This is a genomic window from Gordonia gummivorans, assembly GCF_022513585.1.
In the GTDB taxonomy this organism is placed as follows: Bacteria; Actinomycetota; Actinomycetes; order Mycobacteriales; family Mycobacteriaceae; genus Gordonia.
In genome coordinates this window covers 1-20,942 of record NZ_JAKWBF010000001.1, presented here as the reverse complement: position 1 = coordinate 20,942, position 20,942 = coordinate 1, and the positions used below count along the sequence as shown (strand labels likewise).

The window sequence follows — 20,942 nt, the reverse complement described above, 5'->3', positions numbered from 1 at the left end:
GGATCGCGCTCAGCGGTCATCGGTCGTTCGATCGGGGGATGACTCGGGGGATGGCGGGGCGTCCCACGGTGGGTCGGGATCGTCGGATTCGTCCTGAACGCGATCGTCGGGGTCGGCGACCTCGTCGCGGGTGATCTCTTCTTCGAGTGTGTCGACGGTCTTGATGCGGTGCCGGAACATCACCATGATCACGACCCAGCCGATCGCCGCGACCAGCACATAGCTGATCATCCGGTAGACGAGGACGGCGGTCAGCGCGTCGGTCGCCGGCATTCCCGCGCTGGTCAGGGCCGGGACGAGCACCGCGTCGACCACGCCGATGCCGCCCGGGAGCAGCGGGACCGCCGTTCCGACCGCCTTGCCCGCGGCGTAGGCGACCATCAAACCCGAGATGCTCGGATGGGCGCCCACCGCCCAGCACGCGAACATCAGGCAGGCGACGTCGGCAACCCAGTTGAACAGGCTCCACCCGAACGCGATCGAGGTGTCGCGCTTGGTGAGCTGCACCGCGCGCAGCTGCTCGAGGGTCTCCAACAGCTTGTCGATGCCATGGTTGTCCGGCTTGCTGCGCAGCTGGTTGACCCAGCCCAGCACCCGGATACCCGTCGACCGCAACGACTCGGGATGACTGGCCAAGAACTGCAGGACGAGTGCCACGGCGAGGAACCCGGCCACCGAGAAGAACACGGAGAATGGACTGGTCTTTGCCCCGGCGAGCACCGCGCCACCGAGTCCGAGGACCGCGAGGCCGATGCCGGCGAGCAACCCCGACATCACCACCTGCCACGACGCCACCACCGGCGTCGCCCCCCATTTGCGGGTCTCCCGATAGGTGAAGGCAGGGGCGAGGACCTGGCCACCCGGCATCGTCTGGCTGACCGAGTTCGCGGCGAGGATCAGCGACAACGACTGCCACTGCTTGACGACCACGCCGGCGGACCGCAGAAGTGCGCGTTGGACCTGGGCGAAGCTGTCCATCGACAGCAGCGCCGCAAGAATCGACGCGAGAATCCACGGCCATTTGAGGTCGTCGATCCGCCACCAGGTCTCTTCGAGCTTCGGCCAGATGAGATAGATCTCGACCGCGAGCACGGTCACGACGATCGCCAGCAGGGTCCAGCGCACCCACCAGAAGCGTGGCCGCGCCGGGGCGCTGCGGGGTGCAGCTTCCTCCGACGACATAGTGGACACCCTAGGGCATGTCCCTTGCCCCGCCGATGAGCCTACGGTAGATGGGGTGACGGACTCCGATTCCACACGTGACCCGGCGGTGTTCGATCGGTCCCGCGTGCACCCGCTTGTTCGTGCGACCGCCGAGTGGAGCTGGCGGCTGCTCGTCATCGCAGCGGCCGCCTACGTGCTGTTGCTGATCTTCTCCGAGTTCGAGCAGGTGCTGGTCCCGGTGGCGCTGGCCGTGCTGGGCGCGGCCATGCTGGTGCCGGTGGTCGACGCCCTCGATCGGCGCGGGGTGCCCCGATCGTTGGCGGTGCTGGGTGTCATCGTCGTCGCGCTGGGTCTGCTCGCCGCCGTCCTCACCTTTGTCATCCGCGAATTCGTCCGGGGCGTACCCGAACTCGCCGACCAGGTGCGGCTGACCGTCGACCGCACCAAGCAGTGGCTGATCGACGGCCCCCTGCACATCAACGCCGATCAGGTGGGCAACGCCGGAACCGACGTCCTCGACGTCGTGCAACACAACCAGGACAAGGTGACCTCGGGGGCGCTCGCCACCGCGACCACAGCCGGTGAGATCGTGACCGGCGCCCTGCTCACCGTCTTCCTGCTGATCTTCTTTCTCTATGGGGGAGGCCAGATCTGGCGGTTTCTCGTCGGAGTGGTCCCCGCGGCCAGCCGCCGCCGAGTGTGGGGCGCCGGGATCGCCGGGTTCGGAACCCTCATCGGCTATGTCCGGGCAACGGTGGTGGTCGCGCTCGTCGACGCGTTGGGAATCGGTGTGGGACTGGCGATCCTGCAGGTTCCGTTGGCCTTGCCGCTCGCGTCGCTGGTGTTTCTGGGCGCGTTCATCCCGATCGTCGGCGCGTTGGTGAGCGGTACGCTGGCCGTCATCGTCGCCCTGGTGACCAACGGCTGGATCGCCGCGGTGATCACCCTCGCCATCGTGATCGGCGTGATGCAGCTGGAAAGCCATGTGCTGCAACCATTTCTCCTCGGCCGTTCGGTTCGGTTGCATCCGGTTGCGGTGGTGCTGGCGATCGCGGCCGGCATCGTGTCGGCGGGCATCATCGGCGGTCTGCTCGCGGTGCCGTTGATCGCCTTCCTCAACACCGCCGTGCGCCACCTGGCCAGCACACGACCCTCGCCCGACGACGGGCGGTTGTCGTCGGACGATCGCATGTACGTGGCCGAACCCGACAAACCGATGTGGGACGAAACCGGCGGGATCGGACCGAGCGGGGACGCACCGACGTGGGCCGAATACGCCGACGGCATCGCCGTCCTACCCGACGACGACCCGCCGGAACCGCGATCCTAGGAGTCGGACTTGCTGCGCCGCAACAGATCCTGAACGCTGATCTGTCCGCCGTCCTCGGAGCGCGCATGCCGGTCGGTGCGGGAGCGCCGTGACACCGGCGCGTCGGAATCGGCGGTCTCGCGACTCTGCGCCGAATCCGTCGGAGCCGACGGCACGGCATCGGGCGACAAACCGCGGTCCATCCGGTCGCCGGTTCCGCGCGGTTGCTGCGGCGGTGGCGAGGTTCGCTCGGGCGACAGCGACGCCGCCAACGGGCGTTTGCCGGTGTCGTTGAGGGTCGGCCGACGCCGCAGTGGTGAGTCCGGCGGGGGTGAAGTCGGCGGGGCGCCCACCGGACCCGGCCCCACCGGACTCGGCCCAGCCGGGCCGGCGGTCGGCGCGGGTGCCGTGCGCGGCGCGGGCCCCTGCGGCGCGGGTCCCTGGGTCGGCGCCGCTGGGGGTCCGGGCGGTTGAGGTGCCTGCGATGTCGCCGGCTGGGGATCGCCGAGACGTATTCCGCCGTCCCCGAGTCGCCAGCCACCGGTGTCCGGGCCGGAATTCCGACCGGTCGTCGGCCGCCGATACGGCGTCGGCCGGCGCGGTGGGTTCCCAGGCGGCGGTCCAGCCGGTCCACCCCGGGTGGGGGCAGCGGCCGGCACGGAAGTGGTGGGGGCAGCCATCGGTGCCGCAGTGGTGGGAGCTGCAGTGGTGGGAGCTGGGGTGGTCGGTCGGGCCGGTCCAGGGGCCCCGACCGCCCGCCCGCGTACGGGGCGGCTGGTCGCGACCGTCGCCGGCTCGGGCTGTTCGCGCCGGATGCGTCCGGACGGTCCGCGGCCCGGCGGCGGACCCATGGCTGCGGGGCGTGCGACCCGCGGGCGCTCCATGACCGAGGTCGGGGCTTCGGCGGCGAGTGTGCCCGCGCTCATCGTGCGGGCGGCCGCGGCACTGTCGCGCATCTCGTCGGGCTCATCGTCGAGGACGGTCTCGCCGAGACCGATCTTCTGCTGCATGACGCGCATCCAGCGTGGCGCCCACCAGCAGTCGTCGCCGAGCAGCTTCATCACCGACGGCACCAGCAGCATGCGGATGACGGTGGCGTCCAGGATGAGGGCCGCGATCATGCCGTAGGCGATGTACTTCATCATCACGATGTCGGACAGACCGAACGCGCCGGTGACCACCACGAGAATGGCTGCGGCCGCCGTGATGATCCGTCCGGTGTGGGCGGTACCGACGCGCACCGCCTCGGTGGTGCTCGCGCCCTTCTGTCTCGCCTCGACCATGCGTGACAACAGGAATATCTCGTAGTCCGTGGACAGGCCGAACACGATCGCGATGATCAGCACCAAGACGGCCGCGAACAGCGGGCCGGGCGTGAAGTTGGCGATCTCGGCGCCGTGACCGTCGACGAAGATCCAGGTGAGGATGCCGAGGGTGGAGCCCAGGCCCAGCGCCGACATCAGCGCCGCCTTGATCGGCAGCACGATCGACCCGAACGCCAGGAACATCAGGAAGCCGGTCACGAGCACCAGCAGGACCGCCATCAGCGGAAGCCGGCTCATCAGTGCGTCGATCGAATCCTGCGTGAGGGCTGGGGTGCCCGCCACATACATCTGCAGGCCCTGCGTGTCGATGGCGCGCAGATCCTTGATCGCCTGCGCCGCGGTGTCGCGGTCCTCGAGACCCGCCGCCATCTGGAAGATCCACGCGTCCGAGCCCGGGTACTGCGCGGACTGCGAGTCGTTGGGCGAGGTCGAGAACTGTTTGGTGAAACCGGGGATCTTGTTCGCCTGGTCGGCGATCGACTGGAGTTTGTAGTCGTAGTCCGCGGAGTTGGGATCGTAGACGATGACCAGCTTGATCTCTTCGGTGCGCTCGGTCGGGAAGTACTCGTCGAAGTGCTCCTGCGCCAGCCTGTTCGCGTTGTCCGGCGGCAGGTACTTCTCGCTGATGCCGCCGAACTGGATGCCGCCGAACGGGATGATCAGCACCAGGAGCAGCAGGACGGTCGGGACGGCGGTCGCCACCGGATGCTGCATCACCCAACCGGACAACTTGCCCCAGAAACCGTTCTCGACATCGGCGCGGGTCTTGATGCGACCGGTGAACCGGCTGTCGATGGCGTCGGCCCGCTTGTCGCCGAAGATCTTGCGCGTCACCGGGATCACAGTCCAGCCCATCAGGGTGCGGATCGACAGCGCGTCGATGCGCGGCCCGAGGATGCTGAGGATGGCCGGCAGCACCGTGATCGACAACAGCGCCGCGAGTGACACCGACGCGATGGCGCCGTAGGCAACCGATTTGAGGAAGCCCTGCGGCATGATCAGCAGACACGCGAGAGCAGCGACGATGATCGTCGCCGAGAACACGACGGTCTGTCCGGCCGTCATCACCGTTCTTCGGACCGCGGCCTTGGTGGAATAGCCTTCGGCCAGCTCCTCGCGGAACCGGGACACGATGAACAGGCCGTAGTCGATCGCGATACCCAGCCCGATCAGCGTCACCACCGACTGGGCGAAGATGTTGAGTTCGGTGGTCAGCGCCAAGACCTTCATGATGCCGAGCGACCCGGCGATGGTCAGACCACCGATCAGGACCGGGAGGCAGGCGGCCACCACGCCGCCGAAGATGAAGAACAGCATGATCGCGACGATCGGCAGCGCGATCACCTCGGCGCGCCGGATGTCCTCGTCCATGCCGTCGGCCATGCTGCCCGCGACCGGTTGCAGACCCGCCAGTTCGAAGGTGGTGCCCTGCAGGCCGAACCGCTCGGCGATGTCGTCGAAGAACGGTTCGATCGTCTTGTAGTTGTTCAGCACCGTGGTGTCGTCGTTGCCGGCCACGCCGATGCTGATGAATGCGTGCCGTTTGTCGTCGGTGAACGCGCGTTCCTGGATGGCGGGCTGGATCGCCTGCTGCAGGAACGGGTCGATGATGCCGGGGTCCTGCCGGTTGACGATGTCGGGATGCGCCGCGATCAGGTCGTTGACGAAGTCCTCGACCTTGGCCCCGAACTCCGGGTTGTCGACGGTGGTGCCCTCGGGCGGCGTGATCAGCAGGATGATGTCGGAGCGGTGATCGCGCCCGAGCGCGGCGTCGGCGTACTGCGAACCCTTCACCGATTCCGACGTCGGATCGAACCAGCCGCTCTGACTCAGATGCTTACCCAGATCGAGGCCGTAGAGTCCCAGGCCGGCCATCAGCGCGATCATCACCGCGATGACGGCGAAGCGCATCCGGTAGACGAATGTGCCGATGGCTCCGAACACGCTGGTTCTCCTTTCGATGCCCGATGGGTCTGATAGGTCGGGGTCTGAGCGCTAGCGCCGAATTCTCGCAGCGCCGCCTGAGGTATGGCTGAGCGATAGGGCGATAGGGGGTGTTGGGACGGGGTCGCCTCAGCGCAACAGTGCACTCAACGGGCGGAACGGCGTCAGCCAGGCACCCTCGTCGGGGAGCGAGTCGAGGCCGATGCGTGGCAGCGGCTCACGAAAGACGCCGGGGATGTCCTCGAGGTCGATGAACTCCAAGTCGTCGGCGGTCAGGGCCCAGCTGGCGTGTTCGCGGAATCCGATGACGGTGACCGGCACCCCGTCGGCGGCCACATCGGACAGCGGTTCGCGGAAGGCCTGGCCGTCCGCGGACGCCACGATCACCCCAGCTAACCCAACAGTCTGCCTGCGAAGTGCGATGTGGTCGAGCATGTCGGGATCCACGTCGCTGTCGTCGGACAGCTTGGGCTTGGCGAACACCGAGTAGCCGACGTTGCGCAGCGCATCTACCCAGGGCCGCACAACATCGGCGCTACCAGGCACGATGTTGGTGAAAACGGTTGCCTCGGGCTCCACGGCAGCGCCGTCGGGCAGGCTCGCCGACACGTCGGCGGTGCGTTGCAGCAACCAGCGGCCCAGCGCGTCGAATCGCGGACGATGTGCCGCCGTGGGCCGGCCACCGAGGATGGCGCCGAGCCCCATGTCCATGTTGGGGGCGTCCCAGACCAACAGCATTCTCCGGGTCTGGCTCGCGCCCGCGATGGTCTCGGCGAACCCGGTCGCGTTCTTGTTCGGTTCGGTCATGACTGCTCCTCGCCGGCGGTGCCGGTCTGCCGTGGCACCGGCCGCGTGTAGACGAACTCGTTGACGTCGCGTCCCTCACGCTCGGCGCGTCCCTCGAACTTGGTGGTCGGCCGCTCCAGTGAGATCGGTGTCTCCCCGGTGAGTTGCACCACATGGGGGCGATTCGGGTCCTGGGTGGCGAGTTCCTCGGCGATCCACTCGGCATATCCGGCGTGATCGGTCGCGATGTGCAGGACACCGCCGGGGACGAGTCGGTCAGCCATCAACTCGAGCGTGCCCGACTGGACGAAGCGTCGCTTGTGATGACGCGATTTGGGCCACGGGTCGGGAAAGAAGAGTCGGATCCCGGTCAGGCTGCTCGGCGCGATCAGTTCGGTCAGGACGATGGCCGCGTCACCACGGATCATCCGCACATTGGTGAGCCCGCCACGATCGATGAGCCCGAGCAACTGTGCGAGACCGGGTCGGTAGACCTCGACCGCCAGGACATCGACGTCTGGTTCGACCGCTGCCATCGCCGCGGTCGACACCCCGGTGCCGCTACCGATCTCGAGGACGGTCGGCGCCTGCCGGCCGAACAGCGTGGGCAGATCCAGGACCGGCTCGGGGATGCGGTCGGTCCCGATGGCCAGATCCCGGCCGAGCACCGGCCACAGGGTGTCCCAATTGCGCTGCTGGCCGGGTGTCAGGGTGCCCCGCCGGAACCGGAAGCTGGTGACCCGCGGGTACAGGCGGGCACGTTCGGCGCTGTTGTTCACCAGCCCATCGTTGCGCATGACGCCGGGCTTGTGGAGGTCCGGGCGTCGGCGCGGCGCCGTAGCGGTTACCCTGCCAGCACTGTGGCCGAGAGGGCGGGGGTGGCGCGATGGGACCGACGGTGACGTCTGGGCCACCTGGTCACGCCCCCGATGTGCTCACCCGCGCGGCCGACGCCGGGCGGCTGGAGTCACTCGTCGAGGCGGGTTCACCGCTGCGGTCGACGCTGGAGATTGCCGGGCGGCGCTACCTTGCCCCGCTGCATGTGCAGGTTCTCGGACGAGACGGCGTGGGTCGCGACACCATGGCCCGTGCCCTGCGGGAACGCTTGTCGCTCAGCGTGATCGGGCCGGGAGAGAACGACTCAGCCGCCGACGCGGATCTGTGGCTGTATGTGTTGGCCGGGCTGCCGCGCCGCGCGGATGTCGGGGCGGTGCGCCGGTTGCCGGCCGACCGCCGGATCGTGGTGCTGGGAAAGGCCGACACCCACGGCGACTGGGACACCGCGGTACAGATCGCAGCGAAAGCTGCCGACGTGCTGCGCACCCGGGTCTTCACCGTGTCGGCACTGCTCGCCTGCGCCGATCTCGACGACGACGAATTCGCGCAGCTGCGCGCCTGGGTCGCCGACGGCGTCGAGATGCCGTCGATGGCCGGCCGGTTCCTGTCCGGTCCGCCCGGCTCGGCCGCGCGCCAGATGCGTGTCGGTCTCCTGCGCCGCCTCGATCAGTTCGGCATCGACCTGGCTTTGGCGCTGATCGGCTCCGGGTCGCCGGCGGCCGCCGACGTCGAGGCGCTGAATCGTTCGTTGCAGGCGGCGAGCGGTATCGCCGACCTCGTCGAACCCATCCGCGGGCACATCGGCGTGGTGCGAGGGTGGCGGCAGATCGAACTCCGTGCCGCGGTGGAACGGGCGGCCGCGGCCGGGCTGGATCGCGACACCGCCGAAGCGCTGCTCGCCGGCGGCCACATCACCACCGCGGAGGTGGCCTCATGACGACGACCGCCGCGGATGCCGCCGGGAGCGAAGCGAGCGGGGCAGATCTCGATGCCGCCGGGAGCGAAGCGAGCGGGGCAGATCCAGACAGTGTCGGCACGATGCTCGGCCGGACCACCGAACTCACCGGCTTCGACCCGACACGGGTCGACGGGACGGGAACCACGGTGGTAGTGGCCGGCACGCCGGGTGTCGGCGTCCGGGTCCTCATCGATGCCTGCCGGTCGATCGCCCCCGACCTGGACCTCGTCGAGCGCACGCCCACCGCCGCGGCGGGTCTCGCGGTGCTCGTCGTCGACCCCTCGTCATCGGTGGCCGACGAGGAACTGCAGCTCCTCGACGACCTGCGCGCCGCCTACGGGGTGGTCGGGCTGGTGTGCACCAAGATCGACGCGTTCTGGGAATGGCCGCGCGTCCTGCGCAGCCACCGTAGGACGCTCGATCCGTACGAGTCCCTGCCGCTGTTCGCGGTGTCGGGGGTGGCCGCGATGTCCGGCGGGCTCGATGAGTCGGGTGTCGTGGCTCTGGTCGAGTGGCTGCGCGAACAAATGTCGGCACCCGTCGAGATACGCCGTCACCGGGCGAGGCTGGCGGCCGCACAGGGTGCCGTCGAACATCTGCTGGACGAACTCGACGCCACCGAACCCGACCGACTCGACGAGTTGATGCGACGTCGGCACCGCCTGGTCGAATCCCGCGACCGCGGACGAACCGATCGGCTGACGGCTGTGCGCGCGGGCTTGCACCGGGTGCGTGCGGAATCGTCGTCGCAGGTGCAGGCCGGTTTGCGATCGATCGGCTCGGACCTGGCCGGTCTGGACATCGGGCCCGCCGAGCGGCGTAGGGCACTGAGTGCCCGGCTCGATGACCTTGCCGCGGCGGTGTCGAGCGCCACCGACGAGCGGATCGAGGAGGTGTCGGCGGGTGCGTTGATCGGCCTCGACACCGATACCGAGCCGGCCGACGAGGAGTCCTGGCGCGTCGAGGTCGGGCCCAGCCGGGACACCACCGACGCCCGGCGAGGTGCCGAGGATGCGCTCGTCGTGCTGATCGGGGCCTCTACCGGCCTCGGTGTTGGTCGGCTGGTGGTCACCCCGATGGCGTCGGTGCAGACCTTGCAGTGGATCAGCATGCCCCTCACGCTGGTGTTGGGCGTGGCGGTCGCCGTGTGGGTGATCAGGATGCGACGTGGCGCAACCGCACGCGCGGCGGCCCGTGGCTGGGTGTCTGAGGTGCTGGCCGAGGTCCGCTCCCGCGTCGACCACCAGATCGGCCAACGAGTCGCCGGTGCCGAGACCCGGATCGCGGGTCAGATCGCGCGTTCCTACGATCGCCGGACCCGACTGGTCGCGGCCGAGGTCGCAGCTCTCGACGAGCGTGCGCGTGGCCTGCGCGACTCGGAGGTCGAGGTCCGACGCCGGCGTGAGGTGGCACGTGCGATGCGGCAGGTGCTGGTGGACGCGCAATCGGCGCTCGCCGAGTCGGTGCGCGGCCGGAAAGCAGGAATGGTGAAGGAAGGAGTATCCGATGGATCCGATCTTCGGTGAGCCGATCTTTGGTGAGTCCGCCTTTGGTGAGTCCGCCTTTGGTGAGTCACTGCCGGGAGAGCAGCCGGGCGGTGCACATGACGCGTCGGCCGGTGACCTCACCCCGGCAGATGATCTCGACTCACACCTGTGGATGCAGGACGAGGGCCGGATCTGGGACCTCGGACCGGCCGAGGTCGACACCGACAACGACGGTGTCAACGACTCACTGACCCGCAACGGACCCGACGGATTCACCGTCTACACCGACAGCGACCGGGACGGTCAGGTCGACAAGATCACCGAGATCAACGCCAACGGCGACTTCCGATCGGCGGTGCTGAATCCGGAGACCGGCACCTGGGTTCCGACCGACTCGGGACGGCTCAACTGACCGGCGAGACAGGTTTACGGATTGAATGAATCATCAAACTCGCAGCCCAACCAGGGTAAAACGTCCTGATGGCTCTGAATGTGGCATATCCCGCATCTGCGTACCCTGGCACCTAGCGCCCGTTCGGTCGTCGTATCCTTGAGCTACGACGACATCACCCCTTGGCGATCAGTCGAGCCGGTCGCCAGCTCCCAGGAGGCACCACAGCTATGACCGCAGCGACAATTCCCGGATTGGATCCCGACAGCGCACCGACCAAACACGCAGGTCTGCTGGCCTGGATCGCCGAGGTCGCCGAACTGACCCAGCCCGACCGCGTCGTCTGGTCGGATGGCAGTGACGAGGAGTGGAACCGCCTCACCGAGCATCTGGTCTCGGCGGGCACCCTGGTCAAGCTGAACGAGGAGAAGAAACCCAACTCGTTCCTGGCCAAGTCCGACCCCGCCGATGTCGCCCGTGTGGAGTCCCGCACCTACATCTGCTCGGAGAGCGAAGCCGATGCCGGACCCACCAACAACTGGGTGGCACCGGACGAGATGCGCGCCACCATGACCGAGCTGTACCGCGGATCGATGCGCGGCCGCACGATGTTCGTCATCCCCTTCTGCATGGGCCCGCTCGGCTCCGACGACCCGAAGCTCGGTGTGGAACTCACCGACTCCGAGTACGTCGTCCTGTCGATGAAGATCATGGCCCGCGTCGGCCGGCAGGTGCTCGACCTCCTGGGCGAGGACGGCTTCTTCGTGAAGGCGCTGCATTCGGTGGGCGCGCCGCTCGAACCGGGTCAGGCCGACGTGGCGTGGCCGTGCAACACCGAGAAGTACATCACCCACTTCCCGGAGACCCGCGAGATCTGGTCGTTCGGCTCCGGCTACGGCGGCAACGCACTCCTCGGCAAGAAGTGCTACGCGCTGCGCATCGCCTCGGTGATGGCGCGCGACGAGGGCTGGATGGCCGAGCACATGCTGATCCTGAAGCTGACCAGTCCGGAGCAGAAGGTCTACTACGTGGCCGCTGCCTTCCCGAGCGCCTGCGGCAAGACCAACCTCGCGATGATCCAGCCCACGATTCCCGGCTGGAAGGCCGAGACCGTCGGCGACGACATCGCCTGGATGCGGTTCGGCGACGACGGCCGCCTGTACGCGATCAACCCGGAGTTCGGGTTCTTCGGCGTCGCACCCGGCACCAGCGACGACTCCAACCCGAACGCGATGCGCACCATCGAGGCGGGCAACACGCTCTACACCAACGTCGCACTCACCGACGACGGCGACATCTGGTGGGAGGGCATCGGTGGTGACACCCCCGATCACCTCACCGACTGGCTGGGCAACGACTGGACGCCCCAGTCCGATCACAAGGCGGCCCATCCCAACTCGCGCTACTGCACCCCGATCTCGCAGTGCCCGTCGCTGGCCGACGAGTGGGACGACCCGCGTGGCGTGCCGATCTCGGCGATCCTGTTCGGTGGCCGCCGCAAGACCACGGTGCCTCTCGTGACCGAGGCACACGACTGGCAGACCGGCGTCTTCATGGGCGCCACGGTGGGCTCCGAGCAGACCGCCGCCGCCGAGGGCAAGGTCGGCACCGTGCGCCGCGACCCGATGGCGATGCTGCCGTTCATCGGCTACCACGTCGGCGACTACCTGCAGCACTGGGTGGACCTCGGCAAGAACGCCGACGCGACCAAACTGCCGAAGGTGTTCTACGTCAATTGGTTCCGACGCGGCGACGACGGCCGCTTCCTGTGGCCCGGATTCGGCGAGAACAGCCGTGTGCTGAAGTGGATCATCGGCCGGATCGAGGGCGAGAACGAAGGCACCGAGACACCGATCGGTATCGTCGCGAAGCCCGAGGAGATCGACGTCACCGGCCTGGACACACCGGCCGACGACGTGAGGGCCGCACTCACCTTCGACGCCGACGAATGGCGCCGCGAGCTGCCGCTGATCGAGGAGCTCTTCGACTTCGTCGGTGACAAGCTGCCGACGACCCTGCGCGACGAGCTCGACGGTCTCAAGCAGCGGCTCAGCTGATCGAGTCGAGGTTTGGACCGGGGCGCCCTCAGGTTGCTGAGGTATCGTCTCCCCCTATGAGATTCCGCTTGTGGGGGGCGGCGATGGTCGTCGTCGGCATCGTGGCCCTGATGATCACGCCGGTGGCGGCCGCGCCGGCGCACAGCGCCCCGGCACCCCGGGTCACCTCGTTCTATCTGAGTTCCACGGGTTTCACCCCGGTCCCGACGCTCGGTGGGATCACCGGAATCGATCGCAAACCCGACGGCGAGTACATCATGATCGCCTCGGCGGGTCTCGGCCGCTACTTCGACGCCCGGATTCCGTTCTTCTCGTCGACCGGAGCCTTCGGCCGCGCGACCGTGTCGCTCGCCGGCCGTCCGATCCTGGGACCGGGCTTCATGCCGATGATGCCGGGTGCAGCGCAGTTCGAAGGTGTGCGCAGCCGCGGCAACGGATTTGTCGTCGCCAGCGGCGGCGCACATCAGTTCGTCCGGCTCCTCGGCCCGTTCGGCAACCAGGTGCGTGATCTGCCGTTGCCGCAGGCCTACCGCAAGGCCAAGAACACCGGACTCGACCCGCGGCGCGGACTCATCGGTGTCGCCGTCGCACCCGGCTCGGGAATGATCAGCACCCTCACCGCCGGTGGGCTGAAACAGGATCCGGCTCATTCGGCGCGCCTGCTCATCTGGCCTGGCCGCGGCACCACCGAGTTCGTGTATCGCACCGACGGCGACAAGTTGGCCGCCGACGTCGTCGCGGTCAACAAGACCGACTATCTGGTGCTCGAACGCGGGAAGGGCCGGGCAACACGGATCTTCTGGACCACCACGCGCGGCGCACAGTCGGTGACCGGTAAAGCGCGCCTGAGTGGCCGCGAGGTCGCGATGCCCAAGGTTCCGATCTTCTCCACCGCACCGCTGCCCGGACTGCGTGCGGGCAACATGTCGGGTCTGGGTTGGGGCAACTGGCTGCCGGACCGGCCGTGGCTGAAGTACCGGGCGCGAGTGCTGTTCGTCGTGACCAACGACGGCCTGGGCGTCCCGCCGCGGGTACACGCACTCGAGGTCCGATTCCCGAAGCGCTGAGCGCAATGACCGCCGGGGGTGGACTCAGGGTGATCACGGATGGCCAACCCGTCGAGGATTTGGCACCGTGGTACCCATGACCTCAAGTCAACCGCCCTCCAGCGACCCGCCCAGTGGAGGATTCGTCACCTCCGCTCCGACCATCGCGGCCGGTGCCGAGAACCTCGTCAAGCGTTTCGGTTCCGGCGACACCGCCGTGGAAGCGCTTCGCGGTGTGACGATCTCGTTCCGGGCCGGCGAGTTCACCGCCATCATGGGCCCGTCCGGCTCGGGTAAGTCGACGCTGATGCACTGCCTCGCCGGACTCGACGTCGCGAGCGGGGGCCGGGTGCAGATCGGCGACGTCGACCTGACGAGGTTGTCGGACAAGGCGATGACGATGCTCCGGCGCGACCGTATCGGTTTCGTCTTCCAGTCCTTCAACCTGGTGCCCACGCTGACCGCCGCGGAGAACATCACACTGCCCGTCGACATCGCCGGCCGCGAGGTCGACAAGGAGTGGTTCGACGCCGTCGTCGAACGACTGGGGATCACCGACCGGCTCGGCCATCTGCCCAGCGAGTTGTCGGGCGGGCAGCAGCAGCGCGTCGCCTGTGCCCGCGCGTTGATCGGCAAGCCGGCGATCATCTTCGGCGACGAGCCGACCGGCAACCTCGATTCCCGTTCCTCGGGTGAGGTGTTGAGCATTCTGCGCGCCGCCACCGACGAGTTCGGCCAGACGGTGGTGATCGTGACCCACGATCCGCGCGCCGCGTCGTATGCCGATCGTGTGGTGTTCCTCGCCGACGGTCAGATCGTCCGGGAGTTGTCCCGCCCGAGTGCCGACGACGTGTTCGAGGTGATGCGTCACCTCGACGACGTGCCCGCCACCGCGGCCGATACAAGTGCCACCGAAGCCGCCGCCCAACCCGTCATCTCCGGAGGCGGCAAACACGAGGCTCCCGACCTCGACGAGGCGCGCTGAACGTGGCCACCTCGGTGATGCGCCGGGTTTCCCTGCGAAACCTGCGGGCGCACAAGCTTCGTCTGTTTCTGACGGTGTTCTCGATCGTCCTCGGCACGTCCTTCGTGGCCGGCACGATCGTCTTCACCACCACCATCTCCAACGCGTTCACCAACATCTTCGACAACGCGGCGCAGGGCGTCGCAGTGGAGATCACCCCGTCTGATCCGCAGTCGGCGGGTGTGCCGTTGACGGTGGTGGACCAGCTCCGCCAACGTTCGGCCGAGCTCGGCATCGACAAGCTCGTCGTCAACAACAGCGGTCTGGTGACCATCGCCAATTCGGAGGGCAAGGCGCTGCAGACCGGTGGCGCCCCCAGCGTGGGTACCGCCTACATTCCGCCCGCAGAGGCGATTTCGGCTGCCGATTCGCGGATCATGACCGGTGGTCGGGCGCCGATGAATGCCGGCGAGATCGCGTTGAACGAGACCGCCGCCGACGCCGGCGACTTGAAGGTCGGCTCGAAGACCAAGATCGTCGTGGGCCAGGGCAATGCGCCACCGCGCGAGGTCACGGTGGTCGGCCTGATCGACCTGCCGACCTCGACCGGCGGATACGTCAATGTCCAGTTCGACGCGGCGACCGCGTCGATGCTCTTCTCGGACGGCAAACACGCTGCGCTGGTGGATATGTCGGCGGTCGACGGGGTGACGCCCGAGCAGCTCGTGGAGCGGGTGCGGACCGCGCTGGGACCGGCCGCGGACCGGCTCGAGATCCGGACCGGCGATCAGGTCCGACAGGATCAGAAGGATCAGGTCAACCAGTTCCTCGACATCTTCCAGTACATTCTGCTGGCGTTCGCCGCCATCGGCCTGATCGTCGGCACGTTCATCATCTACAACACCTTCTCGATGCTTGTCGCACAACGCAATCGGGAGTTCGCACTGTTGCGGGCGGTTGGCGCCAGCCGGCGGCAGGTGTCGCGGTCGGTCCTGTTCGAGGCCTTCATCGTCGGCATCATCGGCGGCCTGATCGGACTCGCGATCGGGATCGGTCTGGCCGCGGGACTGAAAGCCCTGGTCACCTCGAGTTCGGGGTTGCCCGCGGGCTCCCTGGAAGTGACCATCCCCGCGGTCGTCGCCACCATTGCGGTGGGTGTCGTCGTCACCATGGTCAGCGCATGGGTGCCGGCGGCCCGGGCATCCCGGGTGCCTCCGGTGGAAGCGATGCGCGCAAGTGCCACAGAGGGTTCGGCGTCCCTGCGAACCCGCACGATCATCGGTGCGGTCGTGGGTGTGGCCGGCGTGGTCGCCCTGGTCGTCGGTGCGACCGGCGAGGGACTCGGACCGGTGCTGACGGTCGCCGCGGGTGCCGGCGCGATCATCCTTGCCACGGTGCTCGCCGGACCTGCCCTCTCGCAGCCGTTCGTCGGGGCTCTCGGCCGGGTGGTCGGTGCGCCGTTCGGCACGATCGGCCGGTTGGCCCGCACCAACGCCGTGCGCAATCCGCGCCGTTCCGCCGCAACGGCTTTCGCATTGACCCTCGGCCTGATGCTGGTCGCGGTGATCGGGATTCTCGGCGAATCCTTCAAGGGAACGGTCGACGACGCCGTCGACACCGGGGTCACCGCCGACTACATCATCGCCGGCACCAACCAGGCGCCTCTCCCTGCCGCAATTGCCGATGCGGTGAAAAATGTTGACGGAGTCCAGGATTGGGTTTCCTTCGGGATTGTCCAGGCCCAGGTCGAGGAGGCCGGCGGCGAGCGGTCGGTGACCGGCTATTCGCCCCTCGGCTCTCCGGTGGCGAGCGTGGCATCGGTGGACATGGTCGACGGATCGTCGGATGTCCTTGCGCCCGAAGGGTTGTTCGTCAGCGAACGCAGCCGTGATTCGCTCGGCTGGCGGCTCGGGGACGTCGTCACGTTCGTCGGGTCGGACGGCACCAAGATCCCGGTCACCGTTTCGGGGGTGTACGCCGACAACGAATCGCTGCAACCGTGGATGCTCGGTGCGGCGGTGTACGAGAAGCTGGTGCCGCCGCCGGCCCGGGCCAGTGTCGCCATCTTCGTGAAGGCAACGCCTGGAACGGATCTCGACACCCTGCGCACCAATCTGGAGAATGCCACCGATTCGTTCCTGATCGCTCAGGTGCAGGATCGCGAGCAGTTCAAGAGCACCATCACCAAGCAGATCGATCAGATGCTGATCACGCTGTACGCGATGCTCGGGCTGGCGCTGCTGATCGCGGTGCTCGGGATCATCAACACGCTCGCGTTGTCGGTGATCGAGCGCAAGCGCGAGATCGGGATGTTGCGGGCCATCGGCATGGTGCGTTCCCAGGTTCAGCTCGGCATCTACGTCGAGTCGGTGCTGATATCTGTCTTCGGCGCTGTGATGGGTGTGATCCTCGGTGGTGCGATCGGCTGGGCGCTGGTTCGGACCCTGGCGAAGTGGGGATTGGGTGCGCCCCAGGTCCCGTGGATCCTGATCGTGGTGACGCTGGTGGGCGGGGCCGTGGTGGGCGTCCTGGCCGCGGTGTGGCCCGCGGTGCGTGCCGCGCGGACCGGACCGTTGGAGGCCATCGCCGATCCGTAGTGCAGTCGGTGGATCGAGGCGCCTGGCACAATCGTCCGCATGACGCGACCACCCGAGGACGATCCACGCGATCCCCGGCAGCAGCCGCCGCCACCGTCGAATACACCGCAACATCCCGAGACACGCCAGTTCGGACCGAACACCGACCCGGCGGCGATCGGGGACCCGGTACCGCCCCAGCCCGACCCGATGACAGGTCCCACCGACCAGTACGGCCAGTTCGCCGAACCGGCCCCGCCGTCACAGGCCTACACGAACGCCGGACCCTCGGGTGGCTACCCGCCCACCGGTTACGGCGCCGACCCGCAGCCGTACAAGAACACCGGGCGCACCGTGGGGCTCGTGCTCGCGGTCGTCGCGGCGCTCGTGGTGATCGGGATCGTCGCGTTCCTGATCCTGCGAGGTGGTGGCGACGAGTCGACGACGGCAGGAGCGTCGTCGACGACGAGCAGCGCACCGTCGAGCAAATCGAGCTCAACGACGACGACCACAACCACCACGACGACTCGGACAACCTCGTCGCCCACCTCGACAGCACCGTCGGATCAGGTCACCTACCAGCTGACCGGTGGCGGTAGCGTCATCACGCTGAGCTACGAGGCCTCCGGTCGGCGCGGGTTCGTGGCGAGCACCGGCACGCCGTGGTCGTTGTCGGTACGTGTGGGCGGCGACAACGCCGAGCTCACGGCGATCGTCGTTCAGGGCACGGTGACGTGCACGATCATGCGCAACGGTGAGCAACTTTCGTCGGCGACCAGCGGTCCGTCACCGCTCCCGCTGCGGTGTGCGGCGCCGCTGCAGTAGCCCGGCGTCAGCGCTTGCGCAGAACGAGGACCAGGTTGGTGCCCAGCACCTCACGCAGCACCGGCACCCGCATGACCCACCACATCCACCTGGGCAGATAGCGCGGGAAGGCGGCGACGAGGTCGGCGTTGTCCCGCGCGGTGGCGGCCCAGCGCAAACCCTGGGCGGCGGTTACGGGAAACAGCGAGGTGCCGAAGAGATTCTTCGGTGGATGACCGTGGCGTCGCGTGTACCACCGCGCCGCGCGGTGGCCGCCGAGATAGTGCGTGAGCCCCATTTCGTGGCCGCCGAACGGCCCCCACCACAGGGTGTAGCTGACGATGGTCAGGCCGCCCGGGCGCGTCACTCGCAGCATCTCGTCGCACATCTCCCAGGGTCGCGACGTGTGTTCGACCACGTTCGACGACAGGCAGATGTCCATCGAATCGTCCGCGAAGGGCAGATTCTGTCCAGAGCCACGCACGGTTCCCCGGTGTTCGAGTCCGCCCGCATGCATCTCGGCGGGGTCCGGTTCCAGAGCGAGGTAATGGGCTCCGACCTCCCGAAACGCGTCCGCGAAGTACCCCGGACCACCGCCGACGTCGAGGATGACCGCCCCGGAGAGCCCGGTGTCGTCGGTGGCGAAGGCGGCAACCATGTCGCGGGTGTCGCGAGCCAGTGCGCCGTAGAAGCGGGCCGGGTCCGACTGCTCGAAGCGGAAGTCGTTGAGGAGTCCTACCGCCCGTCGCAATGTCGCCAGAGCGGCCATGTCACGTGCCGGCATGGGGTGGTGTTCTGCTCCTCGACCGCGATTATGTCTACAACTTCCGTTGTAGACGCGCCAGTAACTTATCGATTAGAGTCTATCGGCATCGGGGGAGAGCAAGAAGGTTCCGGGCCGTCGCACATGGCGTGGAGGGGATGACGTGTTCGGCGCCCGGAACCACTTCTGCGACGTCGTCGGTAGGCTGACACGCAATGCATCCACCATCTGAGGTCCTGCTGCTGTGCTGGCGGGACACCGGCCACCCGCAGGGCGGCGGAAGTGAAACCTACCTGGAACGGGTCGGTGCCGAACTGGTCCGACGCGGCGTGCGCGTCACCTTTGTGACTTCTGCCTATCCGGGTGCGGCACCCAACGAGATGCGTGACGGTATCCGGTTCGTCCGCGTCGGCGGTCGAATCTCTGTCTACCCGCGGGTGGCGGCGATGATGCTGGCGGGTCGGATGGGACTCGGCCGGCTGGCCGCGACGGCACCGCAGGCCGTTGTCGACACCCAGAACGGAATCCCGTTCTTTGCCTCGATGGTGAGTCCGGCGCCGACCGTCGTCCTGGTGCATCACTGTCACCGTGAGCAGTGGCCCGTCGCGGGTCGCCTGCTCGGCCGACTGGGCTGGTTCCTGGAGTCGCGAGTGGCTCCTCGCCTGCATCGGCGCAACCGCTACGTCACGGTGTCGACCCCGTCCATGCAGGAGCTGGTCGAGTTGGGTGTCGACGCCGAGCGGATCTCCGTGGTTCGCAACGGCATCGACCCGCTTCCCGACGGCCTCGCGGCGGCTCGTTCCTCCGGCGAAGGGGTGGTGCGGTTGTGCGTGCTCTCGCGCCTGGTGCCGCACAAGCAGGTCGAGGACGCCCTTGCGGTAGCCGCGGATCTGCGACGGGGTGGCCTCGAAGTGCACCTCGACGTGATCGGCGGCGGATGGTGGGATGGCGAGTTGCGCAGCACCACAAGCCGTCTCGGGCTCGATGACGCGGTCACCTTCCACGGGCACGTCAGCGAGCGTCGCAAGCACGAGATCCTGTCCGCCGCCCGGGTGCACCTGATGCCGTCCCGCAAGGAGGGCTGGGGTCTAGCGGTGGTGGAGGCGGCGCAGCATGGTGTGCCGACGATCGGCTACCGCAGTTCCGTCGGCCTGCACGAGTCCATCGACCACGGTCGGACCGGGCTTCTGGTCGATGGAGTCGACGAGCTCCTCAGCGCCACAAGGAAACTCATCGAGGACGACGCGGAGGCCCGGCGTCTGGGCGACGCAGCCCGAGTCAAGTCGCAGGGATACTCGTGGTCGGCGACCTGCGACGGCTTCCTGGATGTCTTCGCCGAGGTGTGTCGTTGAGTACCACCGACGGATCGGCGTCGTCGCTGCCGATCTTTGACCTCGCGGTTGCGGCCGACGACCCGGACCCATTCAGGGCCGATCTGCTCGAAGCCACTCACCGGCTGGGCTTCTTCTATCTCGTCGGGCACGGCATCGAACAGCGGCGGTTCGACGATCTGATCGACATTGCGCGTCGTTTCTTTTCGCTGTCGGACGCCGACAAGGACGAGATCTCACAGTTGCGAAGTCCGCAGTTTCGCGGCTATTCGCGGCTCGGTGGGGAATTGACGAACGGTGCCGTCGATTGGCGCGAGCAGATCGACATCGGCCCCGAGCGAGCGGCAATCGAAGGGGCCGAAGGCTATTGGCACCTGCAGGGTCCCAACCTGTGGCCGTCGGCGCTTCCGGAGCTGCGCCCTGCGCTCGAACAGTGGTCCGAGGATCTGGCGGCAGTCGGACGGGAATTGCTCGGCCACTGGGCGGCCGCACTGGGCGCACCGGTGACGGTTTTCGACGACGCATTCGCCGATCGCCCGGCAACCCTGATGAAGGTGGTCCGCTATCCCGGTTCCGAATCAGACCGGCAGGGTGTTGGGGCACACAAGGATTCCGGGGTCCTCACCCTCCTGCTCGTGGAACCCGATACCGCTGGTTTGCAGGTGGAGGGGCCCGACGGCGAGTGGATCGACGTGCCTCCACGCCGCGGCGCGTTCATCGTCAACATCGGCGAACTTCTCGAGGTGGCGACCGGCGGTTACCTTCGCGCCACCCGCCACCGCGTGCTCGCACCACGGCCGGGACGAGACCGGATCTCGATCCCGTACTTCCTCAATCCTGGTCTGGACGCCCAGATTCCGGTCCTCGAACTCCCGGGAGAGCTTGCCCGGCACTCGCGAGGGGTCGAACTCGACCCGGACAACCCGATCTTCAACACCTACGGCGAGAACGCCTGGAAGTCGCGGACCCGGGCGCATCCCGACGTCGCGTTGCGCCACCACGGCATTCGGCCCGCAGGCGCACCGACGTCGTACTGATCCGAATCGCTCGATGAGCGGCTCTGACATGCGGGATACACGGCGGCTCAGGGTGGCGGGTTGCGGAAAATAGAAGAGTTTCTTCCCGTCTACTCTCTTCGACGATGCGGATGCCGTTGCGTCACCGCACCAGCGTTGTCGCGCGGTCGGAGCCACCGCATCT

The 20,942-nt window shown here is 67.7% G+C and carries 16 protein-coding genes; 11 read left to right on the top strand and 5 right to left on the bottom strand.

Annotation, left to right across the window (positions count from 1 at the left end; all coding sequences use genetic code 11):
- Nucleotides 1–9: 9 nt before the first annotated feature.
- Entirely contained in the window at nucleotides 10–1,182 is a 1,173-nt protein-coding gene (locus MKW15_RS00080; RefSeq protein WP_240854931.1) for a lysylphosphatidylglycerol synthase transmembrane domain-containing protein, read from the bottom strand.
- Nucleotides 1,183–1,237: 55 nt separating this feature from the next.
- Between MKW15_RS00080 and MKW15_RS00075 the strand changes: the two genes are divergently transcribed.
- Complete coding sequence (locus tag MKW15_RS00075; protein WP_240854929.1) at nucleotides 1,238–2,494, top strand: AI-2E family transporter; 1,257 nt, start codon at nucleotides 1,238–1,240, stop codon at nucleotides 2,492–2,494.
- On the opposite strand, the gene MKW15_RS00070 is transcribed toward MKW15_RS00075, so the two are convergent.
- The 3 genes from MKW15_RS00070 to trmB form a co-directional block, all read right to left on the bottom strand.
- Nucleotides 2,491–5,742: an MMPL family transporter gene (locus tag MKW15_RS00070; RefSeq protein WP_240854927.1), complete on the bottom strand. Its 3,252-nt coding sequence runs from the start codon at nucleotides 5,740–5,742 to the stop codon at nucleotides 2,491–2,493. The two genes, MKW15_RS00075 and MKW15_RS00070, sit on opposite strands and share 4 nt — an antisense overlap.
- Nucleotides 5,743–5,871: 129 nt before the next feature.
- Nucleotides 5,872–6,549 carry an NYN domain-containing protein gene (locus tag MKW15_RS00065; RefSeq protein WP_240854925.1) on the bottom strand — a complete coding sequence of 226 codons (678 nt, stop codon included), beginning with the start codon at nucleotides 6,547–6,549 and terminating at the stop codon, nucleotides 5,872–5,874.
- Nucleotides 6,546–7,325 carry a tRNA (guanosine(46)-N7)-methyltransferase TrmB gene (trmB, locus tag MKW15_RS00060; RefSeq protein WP_240854923.1) on the bottom strand — a complete coding sequence of 260 codons (780 nt, stop codon included), beginning with the start codon at nucleotides 7,323–7,325 and terminating at the stop codon, nucleotides 6,546–6,548. Before trmB ends, MKW15_RS00065 begins: the two co-directional genes overlap by 4 nt.
- Nucleotides 7,326–7,414: 89 nt before the next feature.
- On the opposite strand from trmB, the gene MKW15_RS00055 reads away from it, so the two are divergent.
- The 8 genes from MKW15_RS00055 (at nucleotide 7,415) to MKW15_RS00020 (ending at nucleotide 17,669) form a co-directional block, all read left to right on the top strand.
- Nucleotides 7,415–8,302 (top strand): hypothetical protein, encoded by an 888-nt coding sequence (locus MKW15_RS00055; RefSeq protein ID WP_240854921.1) that lies wholly within the window; start codon nucleotides 7,415–7,417, stop codon nucleotides 8,300–8,302.
- Nucleotides 8,299–9,849, top strand: a complete 1,551-nt coding sequence (locus MKW15_RS00050) for a GTPase domain-containing protein (protein ID WP_240854920.1) — start codon at nucleotides 8,299–8,301, stop codon at nucleotides 9,847–9,849. The genes MKW15_RS00055 and MKW15_RS00050 overlap by 4 nt, the downstream gene beginning before the upstream one ends.
- Complete coding sequence (locus MKW15_RS00045; protein WP_240854919.1) at nucleotides 9,830–10,222, top strand: DUF6802 family protein; 393 nt, start codon at nucleotides 9,830–9,832, stop codon at nucleotides 10,220–10,222. The genes MKW15_RS00050 and MKW15_RS00045 overlap by 20 nt, the downstream gene beginning before the upstream one ends.
- Nucleotides 10,223–10,431: 209 nt before the next feature.
- The gene (locus MKW15_RS00040) at nucleotides 10,432–12,258 is read left to right on the top strand and encodes a phosphoenolpyruvate carboxykinase (GTP) (protein WP_240854918.1); all 1,827 of its coding nucleotides are present in this window, start codon (nucleotides 10,432–10,434) and stop codon (nucleotides 12,256–12,258) included.
- A gap of 56 nt (nucleotides 12,259–12,314) precedes the next feature.
- Nucleotides 12,315–13,325 carry an esterase-like activity of phytase family protein gene (locus tag MKW15_RS00035; protein WP_240854917.1) on the top strand — a complete coding sequence of 337 codons (1,011 nt, stop codon included), beginning with the start codon at nucleotides 12,315–12,317 and terminating at the stop codon, nucleotides 13,323–13,325.
- 76 nt (nucleotides 13,326–13,401) lie between these two features.
- A complete protein-coding gene (locus MKW15_RS00030) occupies nucleotides 13,402–14,289 on the top strand; it encodes an ABC transporter ATP-binding protein (RefSeq protein WP_240854916.1) in 888 nt (295 codons plus the stop codon).
- Nucleotides 14,290–14,306: 17 nt separating this feature from the next.
- Nucleotides 14,307–16,865: an ABC transporter permease gene (locus MKW15_RS00025; RefSeq protein ID WP_240855537.1), complete on the top strand. Its 2,559-nt coding sequence runs from the start codon at nucleotides 14,307–14,309 to the stop codon at nucleotides 16,863–16,865.
- Between the two features lie 39 nt (nucleotides 16,866–16,904).
- Nucleotides 16,905–17,669 carry a hypothetical protein gene (locus MKW15_RS00020; protein ID WP_240854915.1) on the top strand — a complete coding sequence of 255 codons (765 nt, stop codon included), beginning with the start codon at nucleotides 16,905–16,907 and terminating at the stop codon, nucleotides 17,667–17,669.
- Nucleotides 17,670–17,676: 7 nt separating this feature from the next.
- Here MKW15_RS00020 and MKW15_RS00015 read toward each other — a convergent pair whose 3' ends face one another.
- Entirely contained in the window at nucleotides 17,677–18,417 is a 741-nt protein-coding gene (locus tag MKW15_RS00015; protein WP_374245926.1) for a class I SAM-dependent methyltransferase, read from the bottom strand.
- Between the two features lie 209 nt (nucleotides 18,418–18,626).
- On the opposite strand from MKW15_RS00015, the gene MKW15_RS00010 reads away from it, so the two are divergent.
- Entirely contained in the window at nucleotides 18,627–19,763 is a 1,137-nt protein-coding gene (locus tag MKW15_RS00010; RefSeq protein ID WP_240854907.1) for a glycosyltransferase family 4 protein, read from the top strand.
- Nucleotides 19,760–20,779 (top strand): isopenicillin N synthase family dioxygenase, encoded by a 1,020-nt coding sequence (locus tag MKW15_RS00005; RefSeq protein WP_240854906.1) that lies wholly within the window; start codon nucleotides 19,760–19,762, stop codon nucleotides 20,777–20,779. Before MKW15_RS00010 ends, MKW15_RS00005 begins: the two co-directional genes overlap by 4 nt.
- Nucleotides 20,780–20,942: the final 163 nt, after the last annotated feature.

Coding starts and splice junctions, on each gene's coding strand:
- MKW15_RS00010 (WP_240854907.1), top strand. CDS start 18,627: ATGCATCCACCATCTGAGGTCCTGCTGCTGTGCTGGCGGGACACCGGC.
- MKW15_RS00030 (WP_240854916.1), top strand. CDS start 13,402: ATGACCTCAAGTCAACCGCCCTCCAGCGACCCGCCCAGTGGAGGATTC.
- MKW15_RS00020 (WP_240854915.1), top strand. CDS start 16,905: ATGACGCGACCACCCGAGGACGATCCACGCGATCCCCGGCAGCAGCCG.
- MKW15_RS00050 (WP_240854920.1), top strand. CDS start 8,299: ATGACGACGACCGCCGCGGATGCCGCCGGGAGCGAAGCGAGCGGGGCA.
- MKW15_RS00035 (WP_240854917.1), top strand. CDS start 12,315: ATGAGATTCCGCTTGTGGGGGGCGGCGATGGTCGTCGTCGGCATCGTG.
- MKW15_RS00025 (WP_240855537.1), top strand. CDS start 14,307: ATGCGCCGGGTTTCCCTGCGAAACCTGCGGGCGCACAAGCTTCGTCTG.
- MKW15_RS00045 (WP_240854919.1), top strand. CDS start 9,830: ATGGATCCGATCTTCGGTGAGCCGATCTTTGGTGAGTCCGCCTTTGGT.
- trmB (WP_240854923.1), bottom strand. CDS start 7,325: ATGCGCAACGATGGGCTGGTGAACAACAGCGCCGAACGTGCCCGCCTG.
- MKW15_RS00080 (WP_240854931.1), bottom strand. CDS start 1,182: ATGTCGTCGGAGGAAGCTGCACCCCGCAGCGCCCCGGCGCGGCCACGC.
- MKW15_RS00015 (WP_374245926.1), bottom strand. CDS start 18,417: ATGGCCGCTCTGGCGACATTGCGACGGGCGGTAGGACTCCTCAACGAC.
- MKW15_RS00055 (WP_240854921.1), top strand. CDS start 7,415: ATGGGACCGACGGTGACGTCTGGGCCACCTGGTCACGCCCCCGATGTG.
- MKW15_RS00065 (WP_240854925.1), bottom strand. CDS start 6,549: ATGACCGAACCGAACAAGAACGCGACCGGGTTCGCCGAGACCATCGCG.
- MKW15_RS00040 (WP_240854918.1), top strand. CDS start 10,432: ATGACCGCAGCGACAATTCCCGGATTGGATCCCGACAGCGCACCGACC.